The sequence below is a fragment of the Mycobacterium sp. E2479 genome (genome assembly GCF_001667925.1).
Taxonomy (GTDB): domain Bacteria; phylum Actinomycetota; class Actinomycetes; order Mycobacteriales; family Mycobacteriaceae; genus Mycobacterium.
Map to the genome: position 1 here is coordinate 77,329 of NZ_LZJR01000046.1, position 26,279 is coordinate 103,607.

25 protein-coding genes are annotated in these 26,279 nt (G+C 66.3%); 10 read left to right on the forward strand and 15 right to left on the reverse strand.

The window, feature by feature from the left end; all coding sequences use genetic code 11:
• The first annotated feature begins 62 nt into the window (after positions 1 to 62).
• Positions 63 to 824, forward strand: a complete 762-nt coding sequence (locus A5686_RS05100) for an isocitrate lyase/phosphoenolpyruvate mutase family protein (protein ID WP_067931763.1) — start codon at positions 63 to 65, stop codon at positions 822 to 824.
• A gap of 70 nt (positions 825 to 894) precedes the next feature.
• Here A5686_RS05100 and A5686_RS05105 read toward each other — a convergent pair whose 3' ends face one another.
• Positions 895 to 1,335 carry an Hsp20/alpha crystallin family protein gene (locus tag A5686_RS05105; protein ID WP_067931765.1) on the reverse strand — a complete coding sequence of 147 codons (441 nt, stop codon included), beginning with the start codon at positions 1,333 to 1,335 and terminating at the stop codon, positions 895 to 897.
• A 228-nt stretch (positions 1,336 to 1,563) separates the two neighbouring features.
• Here A5686_RS05105 and nirB point away from each other — a divergent pair, with 228 nt between their 5' ends.
• Together nirB and nirD are read left to right on the forward strand one after the other, a co-directional pair.
• The gene (nirB, locus tag A5686_RS05110; protein WP_082947485.1) at positions 1,564 to 4,143 is read left to right on the forward strand and encodes a nitrite reductase large subunit NirB; all 2,580 of its coding nucleotides are present in this window, start codon (positions 1,564 to 1,566) and stop codon (positions 4,141 to 4,143) included.
• A gap of 10 nt (positions 4,144 to 4,153) precedes the next feature.
• Positions 4,154 to 4,522 (forward strand): nitrite reductase small subunit NirD, encoded by a 369-nt coding sequence (nirD, locus tag A5686_RS05115; RefSeq protein ID WP_067931769.1) that lies wholly within the window; start codon positions 4,154 to 4,156, stop codon positions 4,520 to 4,522.
• A gap of 12 nt (positions 4,523 to 4,534) precedes the next feature.
• Here nirD and A5686_RS05120 read toward each other — a convergent pair whose 3' ends face one another.
• From A5686_RS05120 to A5686_RS05155, 8 genes are all read right to left on the reverse strand, one after another.
• Positions 4,535 to 4,987, reverse strand: a complete 453-nt coding sequence (locus A5686_RS05120) for a hypothetical protein (RefSeq protein ID WP_067931771.1) — start codon at positions 4,985 to 4,987, stop codon at positions 4,535 to 4,537.
• A 78-nt stretch (positions 4,988 to 5,065) separates the two neighbouring features.
• Positions 5,066 to 5,839, reverse strand: a complete 774-nt coding sequence (locus tag A5686_RS05125; RefSeq protein WP_067931773.1) for a sirohydrochlorin chelatase — start codon at positions 5,837 to 5,839, stop codon at positions 5,066 to 5,068.
• Complete coding sequence (locus A5686_RS05130) at positions 5,830 to 6,981, reverse strand: uroporphyrinogen-III synthase (protein WP_156749944.1); 1,152 nt, start codon at positions 6,979 to 6,981, stop codon at positions 5,830 to 5,832. The genes A5686_RS05125 and A5686_RS05130 overlap by 10 nt, the downstream gene beginning before the upstream one ends.
• An 89-nt stretch (positions 6,982 to 7,070) precedes the next feature.
• The gene (locus A5686_RS05135; protein WP_067931777.1) at positions 7,071 to 8,501 is read right to left on the reverse strand and encodes a NarK/NasA family nitrate transporter; all 1,431 of its coding nucleotides are present in this window, start codon (positions 8,499 to 8,501) and stop codon (positions 7,071 to 7,073) included.
• Positions 8,502 to 8,943: 442 nt separating this feature from the next.
• Positions 8,944 to 9,855, reverse strand: a complete 912-nt coding sequence (locus tag A5686_RS05140) for a 5-oxoprolinase/urea amidolyase family protein (protein WP_067931779.1) — start codon at positions 9,853 to 9,855, stop codon at positions 8,944 to 8,946.
• A 66-nt stretch (positions 9,856 to 9,921) separates the two neighbouring features.
• Complete coding sequence (locus A5686_RS05145; RefSeq protein WP_067931782.1) at positions 9,922 to 10,596, reverse strand: allophanate hydrolase subunit 1; 675 nt, start codon at positions 10,594 to 10,596, stop codon at positions 9,922 to 9,924.
• Positions 10,597 to 10,707: 111 nt separating this feature from the next.
• On the reverse strand, positions 10,708 to 11,712 hold the full coding sequence (locus tag A5686_RS05150) for an ABC transporter substrate-binding protein (RefSeq protein WP_067931784.1): 1,005 nt from the start codon (positions 11,710 to 11,712) through the stop codon (positions 10,708 to 10,710).
• Positions 11,713 to 11,767: 55 nt separating this feature from the next.
• Positions 11,768 to 12,352, reverse strand: coding sequence for a TetR family transcriptional regulator (locus A5686_RS05155; RefSeq protein ID WP_067931821.1), 585 nt, complete (start codon positions 12,350 to 12,352; stop codon positions 11,768 to 11,770).
• Between the two features lie 196 nt (positions 12,353 to 12,548).
• Here A5686_RS05155 and A5686_RS05160 point away from each other — a divergent pair, with 196 nt between their 5' ends.
• The gene (locus tag A5686_RS05160) at positions 12,549 to 13,955 is read left to right on the forward strand and encodes a NarK family nitrate/nitrite MFS transporter (RefSeq protein ID WP_067931786.1); all 1,407 of its coding nucleotides are present in this window, start codon (positions 12,549 to 12,551) and stop codon (positions 13,953 to 13,955) included.
• 14 nt (positions 13,956 to 13,969) lie between these two features.
• On the opposite strand, the gene A5686_RS05165 is transcribed toward A5686_RS05160, so the two are convergent.
• On the reverse strand, positions 13,970 to 15,250 hold the full coding sequence (locus A5686_RS05165) for a DNA polymerase domain-containing protein (RefSeq protein WP_067931788.1): 1,281 nt from the start codon (positions 15,248 to 15,250) through the stop codon (positions 13,970 to 13,972).
• A gap of 57 nt (positions 15,251 to 15,307) precedes the next feature.
• Between A5686_RS05165 and fadD2 the strand changes: the two genes are divergently transcribed.
• Positions 15,308 to 16,987 carry a long-chain-fatty-acid--CoA ligase FadD2 gene (gene fadD2, locus A5686_RS05170; RefSeq protein WP_067931823.1) on the forward strand — a complete coding sequence of 560 codons (1,680 nt, stop codon included), beginning with the start codon at positions 15,308 to 15,310 and terminating at the stop codon, positions 16,985 to 16,987.
• Positions 16,988 to 17,021: 34 nt separating this feature from the next.
• Here fadD2 and A5686_RS05175 read toward each other — a convergent pair whose 3' ends face one another.
• Complete coding sequence (locus A5686_RS05175; protein ID WP_067931790.1) at positions 17,022 to 17,384, reverse strand: ATPase; 363 nt, start codon at positions 17,382 to 17,384, stop codon at positions 17,022 to 17,024.
• 554 nt (positions 17,385 to 17,938) lie between these two features.
• Between A5686_RS05175 and A5686_RS27050 the strand changes: the two genes are divergently transcribed.
• A complete protein-coding gene (locus A5686_RS27050; protein ID WP_156749940.1) occupies positions 17,939 to 18,235 on the forward strand; it encodes a hypothetical protein in 297 nt (98 codons plus the stop codon).
• A gap of 131 nt (positions 18,236 to 18,366) precedes the next feature.
• Here A5686_RS27050 and A5686_RS05185 read toward each other — a convergent pair whose 3' ends face one another.
• The 3 genes from A5686_RS05185 to A5686_RS05195 form a co-directional block, all read right to left on the reverse strand.
• Positions 18,367 to 20,568 carry an acyl-CoA dehydrogenase gene (locus tag A5686_RS05185; RefSeq protein ID WP_067931794.1) on the reverse strand — a complete coding sequence of 734 codons (2,202 nt, stop codon included), beginning with the start codon at positions 20,566 to 20,568 and terminating at the stop codon, positions 18,367 to 18,369.
• A gap of 132 nt (positions 20,569 to 20,700) precedes the next feature.
• Positions 20,701 to 21,831, reverse strand: a complete 1,131-nt coding sequence (locus A5686_RS05190; RefSeq protein ID WP_067931796.1) for an alpha/beta hydrolase — start codon at positions 21,829 to 21,831, stop codon at positions 20,701 to 20,703.
• Positions 21,828 to 22,481: a TetR/AcrR family transcriptional regulator gene (locus A5686_RS05195; RefSeq protein WP_067931798.1), complete on the reverse strand. Its 654-nt coding sequence runs from the start codon at positions 22,479 to 22,481 to the stop codon at positions 21,828 to 21,830. The genes A5686_RS05190 and A5686_RS05195 overlap by 4 nt, the downstream gene beginning before the upstream one ends.
• 96 nt (positions 22,482 to 22,577) lie before the next feature.
• Between A5686_RS05195 and A5686_RS05200 the strand changes: the two genes are divergently transcribed.
• Together A5686_RS05200 and A5686_RS05205 are read left to right on the forward strand one after the other, a co-directional pair.
• The gene (locus tag A5686_RS05200) at positions 22,578 to 23,159 is read left to right on the forward strand and encodes a VOC family protein (protein WP_067931800.1); all 582 of its coding nucleotides are present in this window, start codon (positions 22,578 to 22,580) and stop codon (positions 23,157 to 23,159) included.
• 30 nt (positions 23,160 to 23,189) lie between these two features.
• Positions 23,190 to 23,738: a hypothetical protein gene (locus tag A5686_RS05205; protein ID WP_067931802.1), complete on the forward strand. Its 549-nt coding sequence runs from the start codon at positions 23,190 to 23,192 to the stop codon at positions 23,736 to 23,738.
• Between the two features lie 45 nt (positions 23,739 to 23,783).
• On the opposite strand, the gene A5686_RS05210 is transcribed toward A5686_RS05205, so the two are convergent.
• Positions 23,784 to 24,437 carry a TetR/AcrR family transcriptional regulator gene (locus tag A5686_RS05210; protein WP_369829676.1) on the reverse strand — a complete coding sequence of 218 codons (654 nt, stop codon included), beginning with the start codon at positions 24,435 to 24,437 and terminating at the stop codon, positions 23,784 to 23,786.
• A 90-nt stretch (positions 24,438 to 24,527) separates the two neighbouring features.
• On the opposite strand from A5686_RS05210, the gene A5686_RS05215 reads away from it, so the two are divergent.
• Together A5686_RS05215 and A5686_RS05220 are read left to right on the forward strand one after the other, a co-directional pair.
• A complete protein-coding gene (locus A5686_RS05215; RefSeq protein WP_067931806.1) occupies positions 24,528 to 25,436 on the forward strand; it encodes an oxygenase MpaB family protein in 909 nt (302 codons plus the stop codon).
• Positions 25,437 to 25,526: 90 nt separating this feature from the next.
• Positions 25,527 to 26,279: PPE family protein (locus tag A5686_RS05220; protein ID WP_156749941.1), on the forward strand; the 753-nt coding region annotated here is incomplete at its 3' end.

Below are 26,279 nucleotides of genomic sequence, written 5' to 3' on the forward strand. Positions count from 1 at the left end.
CTATCCACGGCACAGTCCGGACGTCAGTCTGTTGAACCCGGATGCCGAGGGAGCAAACATTGATGACGGGACGCGCCACACCGGCTGAGCGGGCCGCCACGCTGCTGGAACTGCACCGGCCGGGCGATCCGGTAATCCTGCCGACCGTGTGGGATGCCTGGTCGGCGCGGCTGGCCACCGACGCCGGCTTCGCCGCCCTCACCGTGGGCAGTCACCCGCTGGCGGACTCGATCGGCAAACCCGACAACGAGGGCATGTCGTTCGACGACGTCCTCGCGCGGGTCGCACAGATCACCGCGGCGGTCGACGTCCCGGTGTCGGTGGACATCGAATCCGGCTATGGGCAGCCGGCCGGCCGGCTGATCGAGGGCCTGCTGGGCGCCGGAGCCGTCGGGCTGAACATCGAGGACACCGTGCACGCGGAGGGCAAGCGGTTGCGGTCGGCCGACGAACACGCGGAGTTGGTCCGGGCGCTGCGGTCGGCCGCCGACGCGGCCGGGGTGCACGTCGTCATCAACGCCCGGACGGATCTGTTCCTTCGCCAGGACGGCGAGGCGTCCGATCGCGTCGAGCGGGCGGTAGCGCGCCTGAATCAGGCCGCGGCCGCCGGCGCCGATGTGCTGTATCCGGTGGGCCGCCACGACCCCGACACCTTGCGGCGCTTGACCGCCGAGCTGGAGTTGCCGGTCAACGCGATCGCGCTGCCCGACCAGGACGACCCGGCGTCCTTCGCACCGCTGGGCGTGGCGCGAATCAGCTTCGGACCGTTCCTGCAAGCCGCGCTGGCGACCCGCGCCAAGGAGCTGCTGGCCCGCTGGGGCTGACGCGCCGAATCCGGCGGAACCGTTGTGGCTCAGCCGGATTCAGCGACTTTTCTCGTCAACCCGTCGATCACTATTTGGTGATCGCGATGCGCTGCGCCTGGTTGTTGGCGTACGCACCGGTGACGCGCACCGTCAGCACACCGGCGTCATAGCTCGCCGTGATGGCGTCGCCGGTGACGTGGCCGGGCAGCTGGAATGACCGGCGGAACGATCCGTACCGGATCTCGCGCAGCGTGCGGCCTTCCTTCTCTTCCGAACGCTCATCGCGGTGCTCGCCGTGGATGACCAACCGCCCGCGGTCGACCTCCACGTTGACGTCCTTGTCGACGTCAACGCCCGGCAGCTCGAGCCGCACGATCGCGTCGTCGCCGTCCTTGACGATCTCGGCGGCAGGCCTGAAACCGCTGGTCGCGGGGGTGTTCCAGTCCGCCGCGGCGGCGGGGCCGAAAAAGTCGCGCAACCACCGGTCGGTGTCCCAGGCCGGTCGCGACCACAATGCGAGGGTATTCATGGTGTTTTCCCTTCTACTTCCTTGAGCATCATTGTGAGATTCCTGTGACCGGTGCCTCTGCGACCGGCTACTGGTAGAAACATGAGTCGACCCCGCTAAAGTTCCACCTCGCCGTTCGCCGGCAGCGAACGATCAATCACAGGCCTCCCTGTGAGTTGTGAGATCCTCGTCATAGGACCGTCACATTGTGCGAAAAGAACGTAATTTCTGGCCGTTAGTCTCAAAGCCATGTCTGCAGACGGGATTTCGCGCGCCAGCTGTGCGCCTCGTCACATCATCGTAGTCGGACATGGCATGGTTGGGCATCGGTTCGTGGAGGCGCTCCGCGCCCGCGACACCGAGGGGTTGTGGCGCATCACGGTTTTCGCCGAGGAGGCTGACGCGGCCTACGACCGCGTGGGCCTGACCTCCTACACCGAGAGCTGGGATCGCAAGCTATTGGCCTTGCCCGGCAACGATTACGAGGGTGACGATCAGGTCCGGCTCGTGCTCAACCAGCGCGTCACCGAAATAGACCGCGCCGCAAAGACGGTGGTGACCGCCGACGGTCAGCGACACGGCTACGACACCCTGGTCCTGGCGACCGGTTCGTACGCCTTCGTGCCGCCGGTGCCGGGCCACCAGCTACCCGCATGTCACGTGTACCGCACGCTTGACGACCTCGACGCCATCCGCGCCGACGCCCAGCGCACGGTCGCAACCTCGCACACCTGCGCGGGTGTGGTGATCGGTGGTGGCCTGCTCGGGTTGGAAGCGGCTAATGCGCTGCGCCAGTTCGGGTTGCAGACCCACGTCGTCGAGATGATGCCGCGGCTGATGGCCCAGCAGATCGACGAGGCCGGCGGTGCGCTGCTGGCACGGATGATCGGCGAACTCGGCATCTCGGTGCACGTCGGCACCGGAACCGAATCGATCGAGCCGGTCGACCATCCGGACGCCACCACGTCGGTGCGGGTGAGCCTGACCGACGGGCAGGTCATCGACGCCGGCCTGGTGATCTTCGCGGCGGGCGTCCGCCCGCGCGACGAGCTGGCGACGGCCGCCGGGCTGACGCGCGCCGAGCGTGGCGGGGTGCTCACCGACGTGTCTTGTCGGACAAGCGATCCCGACATCTACGCGATCGGTGAGGTCGCCGCCATCGGCGGGCGGTGCTACGGCCTGGTGGGGCCGGGTTACACCTCCGCCGAGGTGGTGGCCGACCGACTGCTGGACGGCGTGGCGGAATTCGGTGAGGCGGACCTGTCCACGAAGCTCAAACTGCTGGGCGTCGACGTGGCCAGCTTCGGCGACGCGATGGGGACGACACCGGACTGCCTCGAAGTTGTCATCAACGATGCGGTCAATCGCACCTACGCCAAGCTCGTGTTGTCCGACGATGCCAAGACGCTGCTCGGCGGCGTGCTGGTCGGCGACGCCTCGTCCTACGGGGTGCTGCGTCCCATGGTCGGCAGCGAGCTGCCCGGCGACCCGCTGGCGCTGATCGCGCCGGCCTCCTCGGGCAGCGGTACCGCGTTGGGGGTTGGCGCGCTGCCGGACTCGGCTCAGATCTGCTCGTGCAACAACGTCACGAAGGGCGATCTGAAGTGTGCGATCGCCGACGGCTGCGCCGATGTCCCCGCGCTCAAGGTGTGCACTTCGGCCGGCACGTCGTGTGGGTCGTGCGTCCCGCTGCTCAAGCAGCTGCTGGAAGCCGAGGGCGTGGAACAGTCCAAGGCGCTGTGCGAGCACTTCAGCCAGTCGCGCGCGGAGCTTTTCGAAATCATCTCCGCGACCGAGATCCGCACCTTCTCGGGGCTGCTGGAGCGCTTTGGTCGCGGAAAGGGTTGCGACATCTGCAAACCCGTGGTCGCCTCCATCCTGGCCTCCACCGGGTCGGACCACATCCTCGAAGGCGAGCAGGCCTCGCTGCAGGATTCCAACGACCACTTTTTGGCCAACATCCAGAAGAACGGCAGCTACTCGGTGGTGCCGCGGGTGCCCGGAGGCGACATCAAGCCAGAGCATCTGATCCTGATCGGCCAGATCGCCCAGGACTTCGGGCTTTACACCAAGATCACCGGCGGGCAGCGGATCGACATGTTCGGCGCCCGGGTGGACCAGCTTCCGGAGATCTGGAAGCGGCTGGTTGACGGCGGCATGGAATCCGGCCACGCGTACGGCAAGGCGTTGCGCACGGTGAAGAGCTGCGTGGGCACCGACTGGTGCCGTTACGGGCAGCAGGATTCGGTGCAGCTGGCCATCGATTTGGAACTGCGCTACCGAGGTTTGCGGGCGCCGCACAAGATCAAGATGGGTGTCTCGGGGTGCGCGCGCGAATGCGCCGAAGCCCGCTCGAAGGACGTCGGTGTCATCGCCACCGAAAAGGGTTGGAACCTGTACGTCGGGGGCAACGGCGGGATGACGCCCAAGCACGCACAGCTGCTGGCCAGCGATCTGGACACCGCGACCCTGGTCCGCTACGTCGACCGGTTCGTCATGTACTACATCCGGACCGCCGACCGGCTGCAACGCACGGCGCCGTGGGTCGAATCGCTCGACGGCGGACTCGACCACGTGCGCGAGGTCGTGTGCGACGACTCGCTCGGCTTGGCCGGCGAATTCGAAGCCGCAATGGAGCGGCATGTCGAGAACTACAAGTGCGAGTGGAAGGGCGTGCTGGACGACCCGGACAAGCTGTCGCGGTTCGTGTCGTTCGTCAACGCCCCGGACGCCGTCGACTCAACGGTGACGTTCACCGAGCATGCCGGCCGCAAAATCCCTGTGTCCATTGGCATGCCGCGGGTCCGTACAGCGACAACGGAGGAATGAGGAAGGAATCATGACACTTCTCAACGACATTGCGGTGTGGACCAACGCGTGCGCTTACGAGCACCTCATTCCGGGTCGCGGCGTCGGCGTGCTGCTCGACGACGGTTCCCAGGCGGCGCTGTTCCGACTCGACGACGGCTCGGTGTACGCGGTGGGCAACGTCGACCCGTTCTCCGGGGCCGCGGTGCTCTCCCGCGGAATCGTGGGTGACCGCCACGGCCGCGTCACGGTTCAGTCGCCCATCTTGAAGCAGGCTTTCTCGCTCGAAGACGGCTCCTGCCTGGACGATCCGGCCGTTTCGGTGCCGGTATACCCGGTTCGAGTCACCGACGACGGCTACGTGCAGGTCGCGCGCGACTACCAGCCGCGGGCCGCCTGAACCTCACCGCGTTCAGCGGGTGATGTCGCCGACGAGGTAGCGCTGCATCGTGGGCCCGATCGCGTCGACGAGTGCGTCCACCGACATGGAGTGCAGCGGCTCGGAGCGGATGCCGTAGCGCATGATGCCCAGGCCCACCAACTGCGATGCGCATAACGAGGCCCGTAGCGCCGCCTTGTCGGCGCCCAGAATCTTCAGCAGTGGGCCGAAGACGGGGCCGATAAACATGCCCTGCACGATTTCGGCGGTCTTCGCCATCCCCGTCGACGCGACGGCACTGGCCGCAAACGGTCCGCCGCCGGCGGCGTCCCACGTCGTGATCAGCATGCGCAGGGTTCGCCGGCCCACCTGGTTGACCCCGCCGGTGACGATCCGGTCGATGAATTCCGGTGTGCCGAAGGGCAACCGCAGCATCTTGGCGACCGGGTCGAGGATCCCATGCGGCGGCTCTTCGCGACGGGGCATGGTGACAGGATCGCCCGTCTGCGAGCAAAGATCAAGGAACGACGGACATCGGCGCGCCTCGCCAGCAGGCGTTTTGGGCTAGGGAATGGAACGCGCGGGGCGCGCATGGGCCAGTTGATGCGGACCCGATCGGCGCGACGCGTGCCGGGCGGTGGGCGCGAGTACCGGCGGCAGGGCGCGGCGGAACCGGTTCGCAACCAGCCGCGCTAATCCGGGGTGGGTGCCCAGCGGCTCGCTGACCAGGTCGGCGCCGCAACAGTGCAACCGTTGTTGGAACAGGCCGTCGGCCAGCAGATATGAGGCGACCACGACCCGCCCGCCGGCGCGGTGTGCCCGAGCCCGTGCCCGATCCACGGCCTCGGGCAGCCGCGGGTCGCCGGTGGCCGCGAACGCCAGGCTCACCCGCGATCCGGTCAGCGCCGACAACAACGTCGAGGTGGTGTGCAGATCGGTGCGGGCTTTGTCGTCTGATGTTCCCGCGGCCGCCAGGATCACCGAATCACCCGGTCGCCAACCGCATTTCAACAGCTGATCGCCGACGATCCGGGCGATCTGACCGCTCGGACCCAAAGCGGGGGTGACGATCACGTTCGGGTGGGCGCTGATCTGGACGTGCCAGGGCAGGTCTGCCCGAACGTGGTATCCGCGCGATAGGAACGCGGGCACCACGATGGCGGGCCGGTCGGCGGCCTTAGCCCGTGACAGGACTTCGCTGGGAGTAGGGCCCACCACGTCTACGAAGGAAAGCTCCACCGTGTTACTGACAAGCGTACCAACCTGTGCCGCAAGGGTTTCGATCATTGCCACGCCCTCCGGCCTGCGTGTGCCGTGCGCTACCAGGATCAATGCCATGGGGAATCACTCGGATGGTCGATCGCGAGCCGGTAGCCGCGCTTGACGACCGTCGCGACGATGTTCTTGTCGCCCAGCGCCGTTCGCAACCTCAGCACCGCGGTATCGACAGCATGGGGGTCATTGCTGTTTCCCGGAAGTACTCGCAACAAGTCGTTGCGCGCGACGACATCGCCGGGTCGTTGCGCCAGCTCGCGCAGGGTCGCCATGCTCGATCCCGACAGCGACTTCACCGAGCCGTCGACCAGTACACAGGTTCCGCGGATCTCCATGTCGTGTCCGGCCGCGCGGACGGTGCACGACCGCAGGGGCGGCAGCTCCTGTGCGATGTGGCGGGCCAGCGCCCCCAGCCGCATTCGCTCGGGTGACGACGTCGGGATCCCCGCCCGGATCAATGGTTGCGCGGTGACCGGGCCGACACACATCGCGTGCACGTCGCTGCGAAGGGCTTGCAGCAGTTGATCTTCGATGCCCAGCTCGCGGCCGCGTTCTAGCATCGCCGCGCCGGCGGGCGCCGAGGTGAAGGTCACGGCATCGAACTGCCGCCGCGCGACCGAGGCGACGAGCTGGTCGAAATCGCCGCCGGTCGGCGTCGGCTTCCAGCGGTACACGTGGATGGGGACCACCTGAGCGCCCGCCGCGCGCAATCCTTTGATGAACTGTGGGAACGGATCCCAACCGTCGGCAGCACCGTGCAGCTGGACGGCGATGCGCTTGCCGGCGACGCCCGATTCGAGGAGGTAGCGCAGGACTTCGCGCGAAGATTCGGATTTGGGTGACCACTCCTCGTGCAGACCGGCAGCGCGCAGCGCGCCGGTCGCCTTCGGACCGCGGGCTACGATCCGCGACTTGGCAAGCGACGCCAGTAATTGGGTTGCCAGTCCCCAGCCGTCGGCGGCGGCGACCCAGCCGCGAAAACCTATTCCGGTGTGCGCCACCAGGATATCGGGGGGTTGGGCGATCACCGCTTCGGTGTGGCTCTGCAGCTCGGCGTCTTCGGGCAGCGCGATGATGTTGATGGCCGCGGCACTGGACACCTCCGCGCCGTTACGGCGCAGCAACGCGCACAGTTCCTCCGCGCGGTTCGCCGACGTGACGGCGATCCGGTAGCCGGTCAGCGGCGCGGAGCCCGGTGGGGCCAGTTGGGGGGCCATATGAATTGTGTATGCCTGCGACGTTTCGGTTGCGTTACCGCTCAATTGCTGTGGCATTGCCCGTGTTGCGAGTCCGCTCACACACGGGCGGCCTCGGTTTCCGGCGCCGACCCCGACAGCCTCGGAGCCGAGACGGGACGGCGCACGTAGACCATCCAGGTCATGATCGCCGCCACCACGTATGAGGCCAGAAACGCCCAGTACGCCGACGTTTCCGTGCCGGTGCTCAGGTAGGACTGGCGCAGCGCCAGGTTGATTCCCACACCCCCGACCGCCCCGACGGCCGAACAGATGCCGATCAGTGATCCCGACATCGCGCGGGCCCAAAGACGGCGTTCGTCCTCGCTCTTGTCCAGCGAGCGACTGCGCGCCTCGTAGACCGAGGGGATCAGCTTGAAGACCGACCCGTTGCCCATGCCGGACAGGATGAACAGCGCCATGAAGCCGGTGACGTAGCCGATCATGCTGGCGGAGTGCGTCGTGGCGTGGTGATCGTCCAGGGTGCTGACGGTGACCAGGAATCCGGCGCCCAGGGTCATGCCGGCGAGGATGCCCAGTGTGACCCGACTGCCGCCGAAGCGGTCGGCCACCCGGCCACCGTAGACGCGCGCCAGCGAGCCCAGCAGAGGCCCGATGAAGGCCACCTGCGCGGCGTGCAGCGCCGCATGTTTCGGGCTTTCCCCACTGTCCAGGAAATTGACCTGCATCACCTGCCCGAAGGCGAATGAGAAGCCGATCCAGGAGCCGAAGGTGGCAATGTAGAGCAGTGAGATCACATGGGTGTCGCGCTCGAACAGGATCGAACGCATAGTGCTCAGCCGGGTACCGTGGTTGACGTTGTCCATGAACAGCGCGGCGGCGATGCCGACGACGGCGAGCAACACCAGGTACACCGCGCACACCCAGTAGGGCGCTTCGTGTCCGGCGGTGGCGAGCACCAGCAGGCCGACGAGCTGGATCACCGCGACCCCCAGGTTGGCGATCCCGGCGTTGAGGGCCAGCGCGCCGCCCTTGAGCCGCTGCGGGTAGAAGGCGTTGACGTTGGCCAGCGAGGCCGCGTAATTGCCGCCGCCCAGCCCGGTCATGGCCGCGCACAACGCGAACAGCCATAGCGGCAGACCGGGATTGGCCAGCAACACGATCGTGCCGGCCGTGGGGATCAGCAACACGAAGGCCGAGAAAGTCGTCCAGTTGCGGCCGCCGAAGGCGGCGATGCCCAAGGTGTAAGGGATTCGGGCGCAACCACCGACCAGGGTGGCGACCGCGCCCAGCAGCAGCTTGTCACCGGCGGAGAACCCGTAGACGGACCCGGGCATGAACAGCGCCATCACGGGCCACAGGGTCCAGATCGAAAACGCCACGTGGTCACCGGCAATGGTGCACAGCAGGTTGCGCCGGGCAATCTTGTTGTTGCCGGCCTCCCAGGCTGCCGTGTCTTCCGGATTCCAGTCGGGGATGCGGTGGTTGCGGCCTGTTCGGGCGCCGCCATTCTTCGGCGTGACGTTCACGCGCGTCCGCTCGTCGCGCGAATCGCCGGTGCCGTGACGGCGTCGAACCGGTTGGCGTGCATACAGATCCTCTCGTCAGGCCCCACGTATCGCCGCATCCGGCCGCCGCCGTGCCAGGGGTCATCGCGCTCGCCCGACATCGGGAGAGCTGTTTGGAGACTGGCTTTCGACGCTTCGGCGCCCCGAGTAATGGGGCATGCCCCGCCGTACGCTCCGATGCTCACATTTAGGACGCGAGCGGGTCAACCGGAACGGGCCATTATCGCCTGTTAGTTGTTTACCAATTTTCTGGTAGATCCCTGAGGAGTGACGTCCGCGCGGATGTAAGGTTCATCCAGCCCGAATCGGCGGCGCCGTCAAGTGATTTCACGCATGCACGCCGCGGTGTGTGAGCTCAAATACATCTGTCGTTCAGATGCCGATGGTTTTGCCACGAATTACGTTAGGAGAACGGCCAACTCGCGGCACCGGACTGGGCGCCCGCCAGAGTTCTGGGCCGCGCCCAGTGCAATCGTACCGTTTGGCCGGGCCGCACCTGCGCGATCTTGTCGACGTCCTCGTCGACCACCACGCCGATCACCGGATAACCGCCGGTGACCGGATGATCGGGACCCAATATCACCGGTAAACCGTTGGGCGGCACCTGGATTGCGCCACGGGTGGCTCCCTCGCTGGGGAGCTGGCGGTCTGGGTAACAGTGCTGCAGGGGCCGGCCGGTAAGCCGCATTCCCACCCGGTCGCTGCGATCGGATGCGACCCAATCGGTGTGCACCAGGGCGTCGGGATCGACGAACCAATCATCGCGCGGTCCGGGCACCACGGACAGCTCGACGACGTCGGCGCTGATGGCTTCGACGGGAGCTTGGTCCAGTTCTGGGTAGGCGTCGGTGTGTTCGCCGATCGGCAGCCGGTCGCCGGCCTGCAGCGGCGACGGGCCGATGGCCGACATCACGTCATAGCTGCGCGAGCCCAGCACAGGCTCCACGCAGATGCCACCGCGGATCGCCAGGTAGCTGCGCAGGCCGGCGCGAGGAGCTCCCAGCGAGATCACCTCGCCGTCGCGCACGTGTTGAATGCTGTTGGTGCCGAACTTGATTCCGTTGACGGTGGGGTCGGTGTCGGCGCCCGTCACCGCGATGTCGACGTCGCCGCCACGCACCCTGGCCGCGAAACCGCCGAACGTCACCTCCACGGTGGCGCAGTCGTCGGGGTTGGCCACCAGCCGGTTGGCCAGTTTGTGCGCGCGCCGGTCGGCGGCGCCGGACCGGCTCACCCCCAGGTGGGCCAGTCCCGGGCGGCCGAGGTCTTGGACAACGGCAAGGGGTCCGGTGCGGAGGATCTCCAGGATTGGCACGGCTGTCTCCTTAGTTATGGTCGTGACCCGCTTGGCCCGGCTGCGCCGCGCCTGCGATCGTCACGGCTAGATTGCCCGGAATTGAACCCACATGCCTTGGGTCAACAATGCGGGATTGGGGCGCTGCAGATCCCATAGCACGGCGTCGGTGCGGCCGATGAGTTGCCAACCACCGGGGGACTGGCGCGGATATACAGCACTGAATTCGCCGGCCAGCCCGACGGAGCCGGCCGGCACCGAGGTACGCGGCTCGGGGTGCCGCGGCACCCGCAGCCGCGGGTCGCCGTCGATCAGATAGGCGAAACCGGGCGCGAATCCGCTGAATCCGACCCGCCACAGCGTGGCGGTGTGGGCGTCGATCACCGCAGCGATGGTCAGACCGGTGTGGCGGGCGACCTCGGCCAGGTCGGGACCGTCATAGACGACGTCGATGACCACGTCGGCGTGGCGCTCCGAGGGGACGTCCGGGGCGGGCGCGATGCGCAGCTTGCGCAGCCGCTGGCGAATGACGCCTTGGTGGCGGGGGCCGTTTAGCTTCACCAACACCGTGCGGGCCGCCGGGACGATGTCGACCACATCCGGCATCGCCGCCGCACGCAGCGCGTCCGTCCACGCCAATACCTCGGCGGTACTGCCGCATTGCACCATCAGCGCGCGGTCGCCGTAGTCCACAACCGTGTTGCCGACGAGCTCCGTCGGCAGGTTGTGGGCCAGGTCGCCGCTAAGGTCCGTCACGCTCATTACTCGACGGTAACTCCGGGATCGCGGCCTGTGCGAGGGGTAAAGACGGATTTTCGAGCACTGCCAGAGCTGCCTTAGCAAACGCTCAAACAGCCACGGCAAGCAGCGTGACTAGCCCAGAATCTTGGTGATCAGCGGAGGGAGTTGGTCGGCGATGACGGGGTAGCTGAGCGGCGACGCGAACGCGATCGCGCCGGCCTGGTCCTTCGTCGTGAAGATGTTGCGGTTCTGCGCGGTGGTGAGCGACCCGGCCACTTCAGGGTCGGCCAGTATCGCCTTCTGATCGTCCGGGCTCTGGGTTGTCCAGATCACCACGTCGGCGGACTCGAGCACCGATTTGATCCGATCGCGCGGAATGACGGCCCGCTGACCGGTGGCGAATGGCTTGATGGTGTCGGAGATGACGAGTCCCATCTGATTCAGGAAATCCGTGCGCCAGCCCGCCATGGTTGCGGCGACGGTGCCTTGGGTCAGCGTGCCGTGCATCAGCAGGGCCTTTTTGCCGGTCCATTGCTGATTCTTTTTGCCAATGTCGGTGAACTTCTGGTCGACGCCGTCGATCAACGACTTCATCTGGTCGGCCTGGAAGACCGCCTGGCCGACGGCGGTGGCCTGTTCCTTCCACGGCTCGAAGAAGGCGTCGCCGTCCGATTGCGCGACGGTCGGTGCGATCGCGGACAGTTTCTGATACGTGTCGGCGTCCAGCCCGGCGTTGACCGCCACGATCAAGTCCGGTTTGAGACCGGCGATCTGGTCCACCGGAATGCCGTTATCCAGGTTCAACACCGCCGGCCGCGCACCGCCGAGTTTGGGCGCGGCCCACGGCCAGACCGCGAAGGGCTGGTCACCGAACCAGTTGGTCACCGCGATCGGCACCACTCCGAGCGCGAGCAAGTCGTCCTGTTCGGTGTAGCCGGCACTGACGACACGCTTGGGGGGTTCTTTGATGACGGTCTGACCGAACAGGTGGGTGACCGTCACCGATCCCGGGGTGGCCCCCGGAGCCGGTTTGCGTGACGAGCACCCGGTAGCGAGCGCGGTCGCGCCGCCGATCGCGGCTACCCCGGCAACCCCTGCGAACTGCAAGAATCCTCGTCGATTCCATCCCTGTCGCATCGCGTGAGAGTATCGCGTTCCCCCCGCGCAGATGCGTCGCCGCGCGTGAGACCCTTCAGCCCAGCGGCATGCCGGCGTCCATGAAATCCAGCGCGCGATAGATCGTGTCTGCCGTCTTCGGCGCGCCGTCGAAGGCGGCCATCATGGCGCCCGTCAATGCCCCTGCGCACACTCGGACTTCGAAATCGTCTGCGGCACGGCCGATCCGGTGGGCGATCGCCCCGGCGACGACGGTCACGGTGCGGTAGTACTCGTCGTACATCGCCGCCTTGAGCTCGGGGATCGAGAACATCAGACGCTGCCGGGTGCTCTCGAACTCCAGCTGGTCGTCGGGCAGCTGGGCCATGACGGCCTCGTAGGCCCGGCGGAAAGCCCGCGCTAAAGACAGGTTGCGCGGCTGGGCCTTGAGCGCGTCCAGGATCAGCGGGTCCAAGTCGTCGGCCAGCAGCAGCGATTCCTTGGATCGGAAATAGCGAAAGAAGGTGCTCGGTGACACGTCGGCCGCCTCAGCGATCTGTTCGACAGTGGTGGCCGCGTACCCGTTCTGCTCGATGAGGCGAAACGCCTCGCGCCTGATGGCGCGACGGGTCTTGATCTTTTTGCGCTCCCGTAGGCCCAGGGGAGGCTCAGTCGCCTGCATGCGCCGATTGTCGCCCATCGACGGCCCGTGGTGGGCGCGCGACGTCCTTGCGTTGCGGAGTTCTGACAAACGGGTACGGGCGGCTGCGATTTCTGCGTATCGCCCACGTAACTGTGCACACCCCGCCCGGTAACAGTGCGTCTTTAGCGTCGAATGGTCACTGCCCGCGCCTCAATCAACTCAGGAGTCCCACCAGATGACCACGACGCTTAGCCCCGTATCGCAGCCCGCGCCCCCGCGTGAGCGCCATACGGGACGGCACTGGATCGATGACTGGCGGCCCGAAGACCCCGAGTTCTGGGAGACCTCGGGCAAGCAGATCGCTCGCCGGAACCTGATCTTCTCGATCTTCGCCGAGCACGTCGGGTTCAGCGTGTGGATGTTGTGGAGCATCGTGGTGGTTCAGATGACCGCGCCCGGCGGCCCCGGCCACCCCGCCGCGTCCGGATGGGCGCTGACCGCCAGTCAGGCCCTGTGCCTGGTCGCGGTCCCCAGCGGGGTCGGAGCTTTCCTGAGATTGCCCTACACCTTCGCGGTCCCGCTGTTGGGCGGCCGCAACTGGACGACCATCTCGGCGGCGCTGCTGCTCATTCCGTGTCTGCTGCTGGCGTGGGCGGTGAGCCATCCCGGCATTCCGTTCGGCGCGCTGGTGGCGATCGCCGCGACCGCCGGCTTGGGCGGCGGCAACTTCGCTTCGTCGATGGCCAACATCTCGTTCTTCTACCCGGAGAAAGACAAGGGTTGGGCGCTGGGCCTGAATGCGGCCGGTGGCAATATCGGCGTGGCGGTGGTGCAGAAGATCATTCCGCCCATCGTCATCGCCGGCGGTGGGATGGCGCTGTCACGCGCTGGACTGTGCTACGTGCCGCTGGCGGTGGCCGCCGCGGTCTGCGCGTTTGTGTTCATGAACAACCTCACCGAGGCCTCGAAGACTGGGGGAGCCGACGTGAAGCCGGTGCTGGAGTCGCTGCGGCATCCCGACACCTGGATCTTGTCGCTGCTCTACATCGGCACCTTCGGGTCGTTCATCGGCTACTCGGCGGCCTTCCCGACCCTGCTCAAGACGGTTTTCGGACGCGGTGACATCGCCCTGGCGTGGGCCTTTTTGGGCGCCGCCATCGGATCGGTCATCCGGCCCCTCGGCGGCAGGCTGGCCGACCGGATCGGCGGCGCTCGTATCACCGCCGCCAGCTTCGTGATGCTGGCGATCGGGGCCGCGGCCGCGCTGTGGTCGGTGCAGGCGGTCAACCTGCCGGCGTTCTTCGCCAGCTTCATGTTCCTGTTCGTAGCCACCGGGATCGGCAACGGCTCGACCTATCGGATGATTTCGCGAATCTTCAAGATCAAGGGCGAGCTGGCCGGGGGCGATCCCGACACCATGGCGGGCATGCGCCGGCAGGCGGCCGGGGCGCTGGGCGTCATCTCGGCGGTGGGTGCCTTCGGTGGATTCGTGGTTCCGCTGGCATACGCGTGGTCAAAGTCGCAGTTCGGCGGCATCGAACCGGCGTTGCGGTTCTACGTCGTGTTCTTCCTCGGTCTGCTCGGCGTCACGTGGTACTGCTACCTGCGCAAGCACAACGCGGTAACGCGAGTGGGAATCTAGGCGGGGGCCAAGCGTCAACTTGACGGCTTCTGCTTCCCGCCATATCCGTCCCAGGGACTGTAGTCGGCGACCAGCTCTTCCTGGGGTGGTCGTAGGTCTTCGGGAACGTGCCGCAGGTTGATTCGGATCCGGTACCAGATCGAACTGGGCCCGCGCATCCCGTCGACCAGGATGTCGACCGGTTCTAGTCGCCGGGCCACCGCCGGGTAGCGCTCGCGCCAGACATCCAGCGCCGCCAACGCCTCGTCCTTGGTCTTGGTGCGGGCGATCTCGATCAGCGGCATCGTGGATTGCCTTCGGCCTCCCGCTCCGCGCTTGCCCGCACCCTTCGGCGCCCGTTCGGGCGGCCCCATCTCCTCGGCGAGCACCAGCAGCCGGTTGAGCTCGCCGACGGCGTCGTCCATTCCGGCCCAGGGGTCACCGATTTCGGCGAACCGGGCGGGCACGGTGTCGATCGTGAACGCCTCGGGGTTGCAGCCGGCGACTTCGTCCCACCGCAGCGGTGTTGAGACCCGGGCATCGGGGGTCGCGCGCACCGAGTACGCCGATGCCACGGTGCGGTCCTTGGCGTTCTGGTTGAAGTCGACGAACACCCCTTCGCGTTCTTCCTTCCACCATCGGCTGGTCGCCGCCTCGGGCACGCGCCGCTCGACTTCGCGGGCGACGGTCTGCGCGGCCAGCCGCACCTGACGAAACTCCCAGCGCGGGGCGATGCGAGCGTAGATGTGGAAGCCGCGCGACCCCGACGTCTTCGGCCAAGCGGTCAGGCCGTAGTCCTCGAGCACCTCCCGGGCCACCAGCGCGACGTCCACGATGCCCCGCCAGGAGACCCCGGGCATCGGATCCAGGTCCACTCGCAGTTCGTCGGGGTGGTCCAGGTCGTCGGCGAGCACCGGATGGGGGTTGAGATCGACGCAGCCGAGGTTGACCGCCCAGACCAGCCCGGCGGCGTCGTGGATCACCGCCTCGGCGGCGGAAGTGCCTCGGGCGTAACGCAGTTCGGCAACGTCGACCCAGTCCGGCCGTTTGGCCGGCGCGCGTTTCTGGAACACCGCCTCTTGCGTGATGCCCTTGACGAAGCGCTTCAGGATCATCGGGCGGCCCGCGACACCGCGCAGCGCGCCGTCGGCCACGGACAGGTAATAACGGACCAGGTCGAGCTTGGTGTAGGGGCCGACGGAGCGCTTGATGGTTTCGCGGCTGCTCGTGCGGGGGAACACCACCTTGTCCGGATGAGTGATGGTGACCTGGCGCCCGGCCACCTCCAGCGAAACCGGACGGGTCATGCGGTTCATGCTAATTGGCCGGGAATTCCGGCCGGACTGAGACGGACGTCACATAAGGTGGATTTCATGCCTAACCTCCTCGGCCTGCCCGGTCAGGCCGCCGCAAAAGTTCAGCAGTACCTCGAACGCGGCTCCGCGGAACTGCACTACGTGCGAAAGATCTTCGAGTCGGGCGCGTTTCGGATCGAGCCGCCGCAGAACTACGCCGCGATGGCCGCCGACATCTATAAGTGGGGCGAGTTCGGCATGCTGCCGGCTCTCAACGCCAGGCGCCATCCCGATCGCGCGGCCTGCATCGACGAAGAAGGCGAATTCACCTTCAAAGAGCTGGACGAGGCCGCGCATGCGGTGGCCAACGGGCTGATCGAGAAGGGCGTCAAGGCCGGCGACGGCGTCGCCATCCTGGCCCGCAACAGCCGCTGGTTCCTGATCGCCTATTTCGGCGCCGCCCGTGTGGGGGCTCGCATCATCCTGCTGAACAGCGAGTTCTCGGGTCCGCAAATCAAAGAGGTGTCGGAGCGCGAGGGCGCCAAGCTGATCATTTACGACGACGAGTACACCAAGGCGGTCAGCAAGGCCGAGCCGGAGCTGGGCAAGCTGCGGGCGCTCGGGACCAACCCGGACAGTGACGAGAAGTCGGGCAGCAAGGACGAGACGCTGGCCGATCTGATCGAGCGCAGCGACAAGAAGCCCGCGCCCAAGGCGAGCAAGCACTCCTCGATCATCATCCTGACCAGCGGAACCACCGGCACCCCCAAGGGCGCGAATCGCAGCACCCCGCCGACGCTGGCGCCGATCGGCGGCATCCTGTCGCACGTTCCGTTCAAGGCCGGCGAGGTGACGTCGCTGCCCGCACCGATGTTCCACGCGCTGGGTTTCCTACATGGCACGATCGCGATGTTCCTGGGCTCGACGCTGGTGCTGCGCCGCAAATTCAAGCCGCCGCTGGTGCTCGAAGACATCGAGAAGCACAAGGTGACTGCGATGGTGGTGGTCCCGGTGATGTTGTCGCGGATCCTCGACGCGGTCGAGAAGATGGACAAGAAACCCGACCTGTCCAGCCTGAAGATCGTGTTCGTCTCCGGGTCGGCGCTGGGAGCCGACCTGGCCGAACGGGGCCTGAAGGACCTGGGGCCGGTCATCTACAACATGTACGGCTCGACCGAGATCGCGTTCGCCACCATCGCCGAACCAAAGCACCTGGAGTACAACTCGTCGACGGTCGGGCCGGTCGTCAAAGGCGTGAAGGTCAAGATCTACGACGACAACGGCAAGGAGCTGCCGCAGGGCGAGGTGGGCCGCATCTTCGTCGGCAACGCGTTCCCGTTCGAGGGTTACACCGGTGGGGGTAAGAAGCAGATCATCGACGGGCTGTTGTCCTCGGGCGACGTGGGCTACTTCGATGAGAACGGCCTGCTGTTCATCAGCGGCCGCGACGACGAGATGATCGTCTCCGGTGGCGAGAACGTCTTCCCGGCCGAGGTCGAAGACCTCCTCACGGGGCATCCGGACGTCGTGGAGGCGACCGCGATCGGCGTCGAAGACAAGGAATGGGGCCACCGCCTGCGCGCCTTCGTGGTGAAGAAGGACGGCGCCGACCTCGACGAGGACACGGTCAAGCACTACGTCCGCGACCACCTGGCCCGCTACAAGGTGCCACGCGAGGTGGTCTTCCTCGACGAGCTGCCGCGCAACCCAACGGGCAAGGTCCTCAAGCGCGAGTTGCGCGAAATGGACGTCGATTAGCCTCGCTCGGGCGGGTGCCGCGTCGGTGACGGGGTCAGCGGCGGTCTTTGATGGCGCGGGTGATCTGCGCGGTCAATTTCGGGTCGACCAGTAGCTGGTCGATGAGCGCGGTAAGGACCTCTTGCCCGGTCACCCGGGCGACCCCCAGCCGGTCGGCCGCCTCACGCTGCCAGATGTCGAGGGCGCGGTGGGTGGGTGCCGGCAGGTCGACGGTTCGACGCGTCCGCTGGGTACGCCCGGCCTGGGCCCCCGGCGGCGGGCTGGCGATCCGCTGTCCGCTCGGCTGCCCGAGGCTGAGACGCTCGGTGGGGGCCGCGTCTCCCGTGGGTCCGCCGGCCGAGTTGGGGGCGCGAAAGGCTCCGGCGCTGGGTCCGCTGTGGCTGCTGTTGAAATTCACTTCGGTGTCTTCCTCGTGAGTGCGAATCAGTAAATCAGCGCTCGGTGCCGTTGTGTCAATACTGATTCTGTCACCGACGCCAGCGTAAGTCGCGTCGCCCGGCCGCCTCCGTCCCCGGTCTGGCGCCGCACAACTGATAACGCAGTCACGGGACACAATGGCGCCTTCCACCGCATGTCGGGCCGTAAATTGTGACAGTAACTGTTTGCTCGAAAACCCTTGCAAGATCGTCGACCATGACGCGGTTGGCTACTTTTGAATATTCATTAATCAAAGTATCCGCTAATGTGGAGAACCTGACATCAGTAGCTACGTGACCTATGAACAGTACCTCAGTAGACGGCGTGTGGCCTGCTTAAATAGCACTAAGTGTCGTCGAGGAGCATCAGTATTTGGTGATAAATTCGCAGCGTAAATACGGATCGAAACCGGCAGAACTTTTGGGCGGTAGTTATCCAATTCACACGTCTAACAAGCAATTAATCTTGTTTGCCAGTGAATGTACGACTAACGTTTTTACTGGCGAAAGCAAGTGGTTGGAAGGAATGACTTCGATGATCTCCCCGCGATCATTGCGCGGCGCGGCCGCAGGCGTCACAGGCGCCGGAGCCTCGGCGGGCGCGCTGCTCTCCGGCGGCGCTCCCATCGCTCAAGCTGCTCCTGCGTCCGCACCCACCACGAGTTTCACCGGTGCTGGGCCGCAAAGCGGACCGGGCTTCATCCCCGATCGTCCCGGCGATCGCGGATGGGGCGGCCATGATGGTCGGGGACATGGCGATTGGGGGCACGGCTACTGGGGCCGTGGCGGTGGCTACTGGGGCCCCCAGCACCGGTGGAACTGGTGGTGGTAACCACCATCTCCGCGCGGTAGCGGCCATCGCCGACACGCCAACCCTCGGGATGGCCGACCGCGTCCGGGGGAACCATGCCGGCCTGACCTAGTCAGGTCGGCATGGCCCTGTTCGGGCCCTGTTGCGACGCTTTACGGGTCCCGGGGCAGGCCCAGGAGCCGTTCGGCGATGATGTTCAGCTGCACCTCGGAGGTGCCGCCGTAAATGGTGGTGGCGCGGCTGGCCAACAGGTATTCGCCCCATTTGCCGGGCAGTTGATCCGGGTCGCCGATCGCGGCATCGGTGCCGAACGATGAGACCGCGAATTCGGCATATCCCTGGCCCGTGCGCATGGACAGGAGTTTGGAGATCGCCGCCGACGGCATGGCGTCGCCGCCGGCCAGCGTCAACAGCGTCGAACGCAGGTTGAGCACCTTGGCCGCGTGACCCTCGGCGATCAATTGCCCCGCCCGATGCTGGGCGATCTGATCGAAGTGGCCGTCGCGAACGAACTCGACGAACTGTGCCAGCGTGGCCAAGAAGTTTGCTTCACTGCTGCCGATCGATACCCGTTCCGCGGTCAAGGTGTTACGGCTGACCTCCCAGCCCCGGTTGACCTCACCGAGCACGCACTCGTCGGGCACGAACACGTCATCGATGTACACGGTGTTGAACATGGCGTTGCCGGTGAGCTCGCGCAGCGGCTTCACATCGACGCCATCACTGTGCATGTCCAACAGGAAGTACGTAATGCCAGCGTGTTTCGGGGCGCTGGGGTCCGTCCTGGCCAACAACGCGCCCCACTGCGAGAACTGCGCGGCGGTGGTCCAGATCTTCTGGCCGGTGATGCGCCAGCCGCCGTCGGTCCGGGTGGCCTTGGTGGTGAGGCTGGCCAGATCCGATCCGGCGCCCGGCTCGGAAAACAGCTGGCACCAGATCATCTCGCCGCGGAAGGTCGGCGGAAGGAAGCGCTGCTTTTGCTCCTCGGTTCCGAACGCCACGATCGACGGGACGATCCAGGTCGCGATCCCCGTCTGGGGGCGCTTGACCCGCCCGGAGGCGAACTCCTGGGCGATGATGATCTGCTCCACCGGGCTGGCGGCGCGGCCCCATGGCTTCGGGAGATACGGCAGCACCCAACCGCCCTCGGCTATGGCAACCTTGCGCTGCTCCCGCTCCATCCGCTTGAGCGCGGCGACCTCGGCGCGGATCTGTGCTCGCAATTTCTCGGTGTCGGGGTCGAGGTCGATGTCCACCGCGCGCATGCCGGTGGTGGTGGCGGTGTCGACGACTTTTTGCGGGTGATCCGAACTGCGACCGAAGGAGGCGGCCAGCATAAGTGCCCGCCGGTAGTACACGCCCGCGTCGTGCTCCCAGGTGAAGCCGATGCCGCCGTGCACCTGAATGCAGTCCTGGGTGCAGCGCTGGGCGGCTGCGGGCGCAAGCGTCGCCGCCACGGCTGCCGCGAAATCTACGTGCGAACCTGCGGTGTCCCAATTGTTTTCGCGGGCTTCGTCGATCGCGCGGGCGGCATCCCACACGGCCGCGGTGGCCCGCTCGGTGTCGGCGATCATTTCGGCGCACTTGTGCTTGATGGCCTGGAACTGACCGATCGGGCGGCCGAACTGCTCGCGAACCTTGGCGTAGTGAGAGGCCGTGTCGGTCGCCCAGCGGGCCACACCGATGGCTTCAGCGGACAGCAGCGTGGTCATCAGCGCGTGCGCCGTCGCCTTGCTCAGGTCGGTCAGCACGACGTCGTCGCCGACCTCGACGGCATTGGCTCGCACATCGGCGATGGGGCGCAGCGGGTCCAGGCTTTTCACCGGTTCTATTTCGAGCTGGTCGGCGCGCAGCACCACCCAGGCCTCGCCGCTGTCGATCGCGACGGGCAGCACCAGCAGCGTGGCCTGCGCGGCGGCGGGGACCGCCCGGACTTCGCCGCGGATCACCAGTGAATTGCCCTGCCGGGTGGCGGTCAGTGCGCAGCAATTCAGGCCGTAGGAGGCGATTTCGGCGCCTGACGCCAGCTCAGCGAGCACCTTCGCGTCCGGGTCGTGCGCACAGATCAGGGCACTGGCGATCGCCGACGGCACGAACGGGCCCGGCACCGCCCCGTAACCGAATTCGGCCAGCACGATGGCCAACTCGAGGATGCCGAAGCCCTGCCCGCCCACGGATTCGGCGAGATGAACGCCCTGCAGCCCCTGGTCGGCCGCGGCCTGCCAGTACGGCGGAGGGTTATCGATAGGGGTCTCCATGGCCGCATGCAACGTCTCGGATGGCGCGATGCGCGCGACAAGCGATCGCACCGAATCGGCCAGGTCATGATGCTCAGGATTTATTGCGATCGGCATTGGTCGCCTTCCGTTGCTGCAGGAGGCCGTCTCGGCCAAGTCCTTTCCAAGCTAACAACCAGTCGGTTGGTTGACGAGATGGGCCAGCGGGTGTCCGTCGTACACCGGCCGGCAACGAGATGGGCGAAGCACTCAGCGCCACCGCTTGCCGATCCATTGGGCGATGGTGTCGGCCTGCTCGCCCCGCGCCCCCGGGGTGGTGAAGTAGTGGTCGGTGTCCACCGTGGCCCGCGATTTGTCGGTGCTGGCGAGTGCGTCGAAAATGCGTTGGGCGTCAGAGGGAAACACCCCGGTGTCGGCTTCGGCGTTGATCACCAGGGCGGGACAGCTGATTCGGGCCAGGTGCGGTTCGGCGCGGGTTTGCGCCACCCGCAGGCTCCACATGCTCAGCCAGTTGCGTAGCGTGCAGGTCGCCGCGATGCCGTGCGCCGAGCGATTCGCCTTGGCAGGGACGCCTGCGTAGCACATGTTCGGTTGCCGTTTGGTGGGCTCGATGCTGGCGTCGACCATGCGGGGATCGGCCCAGGTCCGCATCACGCAGAACGGACGATCGGAAAATCCCGCCGCGCGAACGCGTTTGAGCTCGGTCTCCGCCCAGTCGGTGATCGCGTGGTTACGCGCCGTCTGCGTGCTGCGGTAGCGGGCGAGAAACTCCGCCGAGTAGGGCGGGCCGTTGCCCTCGTTGAACAGGTCAAGGTCGGCATCGGTGGCGACGGGGTCGTTCTCGTCGACGACGGCGGCGTCCATCCACGCGGTGAGCACCTCCGGACGGCCGGGATGAGCGGCGGTGGCGACGTAACCGTCGGCGGGTGGCAATTCGGTCAGCCCGGCGGCCGGGCGCATCCCGTCCAGCGGGGTCACGTTGGGCTCGACGGCCTGCGACTGGTAGGCGGCCATCAGTGAGCCACCACCCGAATTACCCAGGAGCACAACGGTATCCACGCCCTGAGCCTCACGCAGCCAGCGGACACCGACGCCGATGTCGACCAGCGCGTGGTCGAGCAGGAAATTGCTTTCGAAGCCGCGAAACCTGGTGTTCCAACCCAGAAACCCGATGCCACGAGTGGCCATGTAGTCGGCGAGATAGTGCTCGGAGAAGTCGATCTGGTAGTGCGTGGCGATCATCGCCACCTTCGGTTTGCGTCCCACCCCCCGGTGATACAGGCCCTGGCACGGGTGCCCACCCGCGCCCGCGCGCCCCGCGGTGCGCGACGGCAGCCCGACGAATTCGCGGATGACTCCGGCACCGGTACGACGAGTCAATTCAGCGGCCCCTCTCGCGCATAGATGGCTCGGTAGTAGATGTTGGCCATGGTGCGGATGCAAGCCTTGTCGTCGGGTTCCACCGCGCGTGCGCCGCCGAGCTGGATGTAGCAGAACTGGTTGAACATCGCCACGATGGCTTCGGCGAGCAGCCGCGGATCGTCGTGGGGGCAATAGCCGTCAGCCTGGGCACGTCGGACCGATTCGACTATGAAAGATATTGGTATTTCACAAATCTCGGCCCAGTATCGGGCGAAGTCGTCGTTGATCATCGCCAGCTGCGACACGCTGATCACCTCGGCGAGCCGGTTGCGGTAGGTGTGCCAGTGCGCGGAAGCGGCGGCGTGCGCACGCTCCCGATCGGACAGACCATGTTCGGTCACCGCTAGCGCGCGTTCGTTGGCCTCGTCACGGAAGCGCAGCGCCCACTGACGCACCATCGCCTCTTTGGAGTCGTAGTAGTTGTAAAAGGACGCCGCCGACCGCCCGGCTTCGGCGGCGATGTCGGCGATGGTCGTGGCCAGGACGCCCTTGCGCGCGATGACGGTCCGGGCGGCCGCGTCGATGGCCGCCTGCGTGCGCCTGCCCCGAACGGTGGGAAGCTCGGCGGGCTGGCCGTCCCGGCCAGCAGGGGACGCCACGGTCGACACCTGCGCACCTCCCTGGGCCGAAACTGAAACTGATGTTAGATTCAGATTTGGATCTTGGCCAGGATCGTCAAGCCGGGGACCGAGGGGAGCCACCAGATGATCAAGCCGCACAACACCAACACGGAATTCGAACTCGGCGGGATCAACCACGTCGCCCTGGTCTGTTCCGACATGGCGAAAACCGTGGACTTCTACAGCAATGTCCTCGGCATGCCGCTGATCAAATCGCTGGATCTACCCAACGGCGCGGGCCAGCATTTCTTCTTCGACGCCGGCAACGGCGACTGCGTCGCGTTCTTCTGGTTCGCCGACGCTCCCGATAGGGTGCCGGGGATTTCGTCGCCGGGCGCGATCCCGGGCATCGGCGACATCACCAGCGCAGTCAGCACCATGAACCATCTGGCTTTCCACGTGCCGGCCGAGCAGTTCGACGCCTATCGTCAGCGCCTCAAGGACAAAGGGGTGCGGGTCGGGCCGGTGCTCAACCACGACGAAAGCCCCATGCAGGTGTCCGCGACTGTGCATCCCGGCGTCTACGTGCGCTCATTCTATTTCCAGGACCCGGACGGCATCACCCTTGAATTCGCCTGCTGGGTAAAGGAATTCGCAAGCAGCGACGTCCAAGCGGAGCCCAAGACCGCGGCGGACCGCCGACCTCCAGTGGGTGCCGCTCACTGATCCCACCGGGCCGAGCCGCAGGATGTTTTCATGACCGACGGCATTTTGACCGACGCGCAGATCGCGGCGCTGACGGCCGAGCAACGGCGGGAACTGATCACCCGGCTGGAGCAGCCACTCGGTAACGTGATCGACCCGGAGTTCCTGGCGCGGGTGCGGCGGATCCGGTTGAGTCTGATGGTCGGTGGCTCAATGGCGATGGTGCCGTGGCTGGTGTATCTGGCGGTGACGCTGCCCGAGAACTACGTCGCGCACAACTGGCCCATCACCTGGATCGGTTTCGACGTGCTGCTGGTCGCCTTCATGCTGACGACGGCCGCACTCGGGTATCTGCGTCGTCAGCTGCTGGTGCTCGCCGCCTTCACCACCGGTGTCCTGCTGATCTGCGACGCGTGGTTCGATCTGATGACCGCCGGCCCCAAAGACATCTGGCTGTCGGTCATCACGGCGGTGCTGGTCGAAGTGCCGTTGGCGATCTTCATGATCACCAGCGCGGTGCGCATCATGCGGCTCACGATGATGCGGTTGTGGTTGCTGCATCCCGGCATGCGGCTCTGGGATCTGCCGCTGTTCCCTTGAGCGAACGATCGGTTCGGGCTCAGCCCGGGTGTGAGCCCGGGTGAGCTAGGTGTCCGCACGAGTTTCGAAGAGGCGGTACAGCTTCGGCTCGGCGAGCTCGTCGAGCAGTGCGGCCAACTGATCGATGAGCTGGTCCGGTTCGAGTTGGACGTCACCGGCCAGCCAGGCGCTGATGGTTTGTCCGACACCGCCGACCACGAAATGCGCGGCTGCCTTGATGCGTTCGTTGGCCGGGACCTGTAGCGCCTGGCCGACGTGCTGACCGGATAGCATGGCGAACAGCGCGCTGGACTCGACGCGTTTGCGCACGATCACCGGATCGGCCAGTTGCGTGCTGAACAGCAGTCGCCCCACGCGGGGGTCTTCGGTGATGCTGCGCACGATGTCGGCCATGCAGGCGCGCGCCTGCTCCGCGGCTGGCGCCGCCGCGACGGCGGCCTGGGTGGTAGCGGCCAGCTCGGCCACCACCCAGTCGAAGACGCTGGCGACGAACTCGTCCTTGTCGGCGAAGCTTTCGTAGAAGTAGCGCGGGGTCAGCCCGGCCTGGCGGCACACGGTGCGAACCGTCAACGCGGCGGTGCCCCGTTGCTCGGTTCCCAAGACGTCCAGGCCGGCGCTCAGCAACCGGGCGCGGCGGTCGGCAACCCGCCTGCCGGCATCGACGCCCCCGTACGGTCGCTCGCGCGGGTCCTCGGACATGTGCTCCATCTTGACAGCGGCGGCAGTCCGGGGCAATATCGGGAAACAGACGTTATCAGATTTAGTCACCCGTGCCGGGGAGGCCTTTGGATGGCAATCCAAGAGACGATTCAACCGCTCATCCCGCACGTCGAGCGGCCGATGGCTGACCCGCCCCGGCCGCATCCGGCTCGACGGCCCCGACGAGTGTCCGAGGACTACGGGTTGATGGGTGTCGCGCTCCTGGCCGGCCCGGCCAACGTGATCATGGAGTTGTCGCGCCCCGGCGTCGGCCATGGCGTCGCGGAAAGCCGCGTCGAGAGCGGCCGCATCGACCGCCATCCCATCAAGCGGGCCCGCACCACGTTCACCTACATCGCTGTCGCCAATGCCGGGACGGATGAGCAGAAGGCCGCCTATCGCCGCGCCGTCAACCGGTCGCATGCGGAGGTCTACTCACGGCCCGGCGACCCGGTGGAGTGCAACGCGTTCGATCCCGAGCTGCAGTTGTGGGTCGCGGCCTGCATTTATAAGGGCGGGATCGACATCTACCGCACTTTTGTCGGCGAGATGGAAGACGCGGACGCCGACCGGCTGTACCGCGAGGCGATGACGCTGGGCACCACGTTGCAGGTGCCGCCGGAGATGTGGCCGGCGGACCGGGCGGCCTTCGACCGGTATTGGCAGGAGTCGTTGGCCAAGGTGCGCATCGACGACACCGTGCGCGAGTTCCTCTACCCGATCGCCGTCTCCCGGGTACGCGGTTTGCGCCTCCCCCGCCGGTTACGGGAACGGATGGAGAGCTTCAATCTCTTGATCACCACCGGCTTTTTGCCGCAGAGGTTCCGTGACGAGATGCGGTTGCCCTGGGACGCCACCATGCAGCGGCGCTTCGACCGCCTGATGGCGGTGGTGGGTGCGGTGAACCGCAAGCTGCCGCGAATCATCCGGCAATTCCCCTTCAACCTGATGCTGTGGGACCTGGACCGCAGGATCAAGAAGGGCCGTCCGCTCGTGTAGCGCGCGGCAGGACAAAGCACGACTTGAAAACGATAATCATATTCATTAGGCTCCTCGGTCTGGTAACCCTTCCAGCCTGAGGAGTGCCTTATGACGGCGCCAATTTGGATGGCCTCGCCGCCCGAACTGCATTCCGCGCTGCTCAGCAGCGGCCCCGGACCCGGGCCGTTGCTGGCTGCGGCCGGTGCCTGGTCGCAACTGAGCATCGAATATGCCTCTGCCGCAGACGAATTGAGCGCGCTGCTGGCGGCAGTCCAAACAGGGGCATGGCAGGGACCCACGAGCGAGTCCTACGCCGTCGCGCACGCTCCGTACCTGGCCTGGTTGACGAAATCGAGCGTCGACAGCGCGACGGCCGCCAGTCAACACGAGGTGGCGGCGGCCGCGTACACCGCGGCGTTGACCGCCATGCCCACGCTGCCGGAACTGGCCGCCAACCACGCCGTGCACGGGGCTCTGCTGGCCACGAATTTCTTTGGGGTCAATACGGTTCCCATTGCCGTCAACGAGGCCGACTATGCGCGAATGTGGACCCAGGCGGCCACCACCATGTCGACCTATCAAGCGGTGACGACCGCGGCCGTCGCGTCGACACCGCAATCAGATCCGGCGCCGGCCATCGTGAAATCCGATGATGCCAGCGATGATTCATCGGGTCCGGACCACGACCCGACGATCGACAATCCGCTCAACGACTTCATCGCGAAGATCCTGCGAAACTTCGGGATCGACTGGAACCCAGCCCAGGGCACGGTGAACGGGCTGGACTATGACGCCTACACCAACGCCTGGGACCCCATCTTCTGGGTGGTGCGCGCCCTGGAACTGCTGGAGGATTTCGAG

Coding starts and splice junctions, on each gene's coding strand:
- A5686_RS05105 (WP_067931765.1), bottom strand. CDS start 1,335: ATGAATACCCTCGCATTGTGGTCGCGACCGGCCTGGGACACCGACCGG.
- A5686_RS05210 (WP_369829676.1), bottom strand. CDS start 24,437: ATGTCCGAGGACCCGCGCGAGCGACCGTACGGGGGCGTCGATGCCGGC.
- A5686_RS05155 (WP_067931821.1), bottom strand. CDS start 12,352: ATGCAGGCGACTGAGCCTCCCCTGGGCCTACGGGAGCGCAAAAAGATC.
- nirB (WP_082947485.1), top strand. CDS start 1,564: ATGTCTGCAGACGGGATTTCGCGCGCCAGCTGTGCGCCTCGTCACATC.
- A5686_RS05150 (WP_067931784.1), bottom strand. CDS start 11,712: ATGCGACAGGGATGGAATCGACGAGGATTCTTGCAGTTCGCAGGGGTT.
- A5686_RS05205 (WP_067931802.1), top strand. CDS start 23,190: ATGACCGACGGCATTTTGACCGACGCGCAGATCGCGGCGCTGACGGCC.
- A5686_RS05125 (WP_067931773.1), bottom strand. CDS start 5,839: ATGGCATTGATCCTGGTAGCGCACGGCACACGCAGGCCGGAGGGCGTG.
- nirD (WP_067931769.1), top strand. CDS start 4,154: ATGACACTTCTCAACGACATTGCGGTGTGGACCAACGCGTGCGCTTAC.
- A5686_RS05200 (WP_067931800.1), top strand. CDS start 22,578: ATGATCAAGCCGCACAACACCAACACGGAATTCGAACTCGGCGGGATC.
- A5686_RS27050 (WP_156749940.1), top strand. CDS start 17,939: ATGATCTCCCCGCGATCATTGCGCGGCGCGGCCGCAGGCGTCACAGGC.
- A5686_RS05145 (WP_067931782.1), bottom strand. CDS start 10,596: ATGAGCGTGACGGACCTTAGCGGCGACCTGGCCCACAACCTGCCGACG.
- A5686_RS05160 (WP_067931786.1), top strand. CDS start 12,549: ATGACCACGACGCTTAGCCCCGTATCGCAGCCCGCGCCCCCGCGTGAG.
- A5686_RS05100 (WP_067931763.1), top strand. CDS start 63: ATGACGGGACGCGCCACACCGGCTGAGCGGGCCGCCACGCTGCTGGAA.
- fadD2 (WP_067931823.1), top strand. CDS start 15,308: ATGCCTAACCTCCTCGGCCTGCCCGGTCAGGCCGCCGCAAAAGTTCAG.
- A5686_RS05185 (WP_067931794.1), bottom strand. CDS start 20,568: ATGCCGATCGCAATAAATCCTGAGCATCATGACCTGGCCGATTCGGTG.
- A5686_RS05215 (WP_067931806.1), top strand. CDS start 24,528: ATGGCAATCCAAGAGACGATTCAACCGCTCATCCCGCACGTCGAGCGG.
- A5686_RS05120 (WP_067931771.1), bottom strand. CDS start 4,987: ATGCCCCGTCGCGAAGAGCCGCCGCATGGGATCCTCGACCCGGTCGCC.
- A5686_RS05165 (WP_067931788.1), bottom strand. CDS start 15,250: ATGAACCGCATGACCCGTCCGGTTTCGCTGGAGGTGGCCGGGCGCCAG.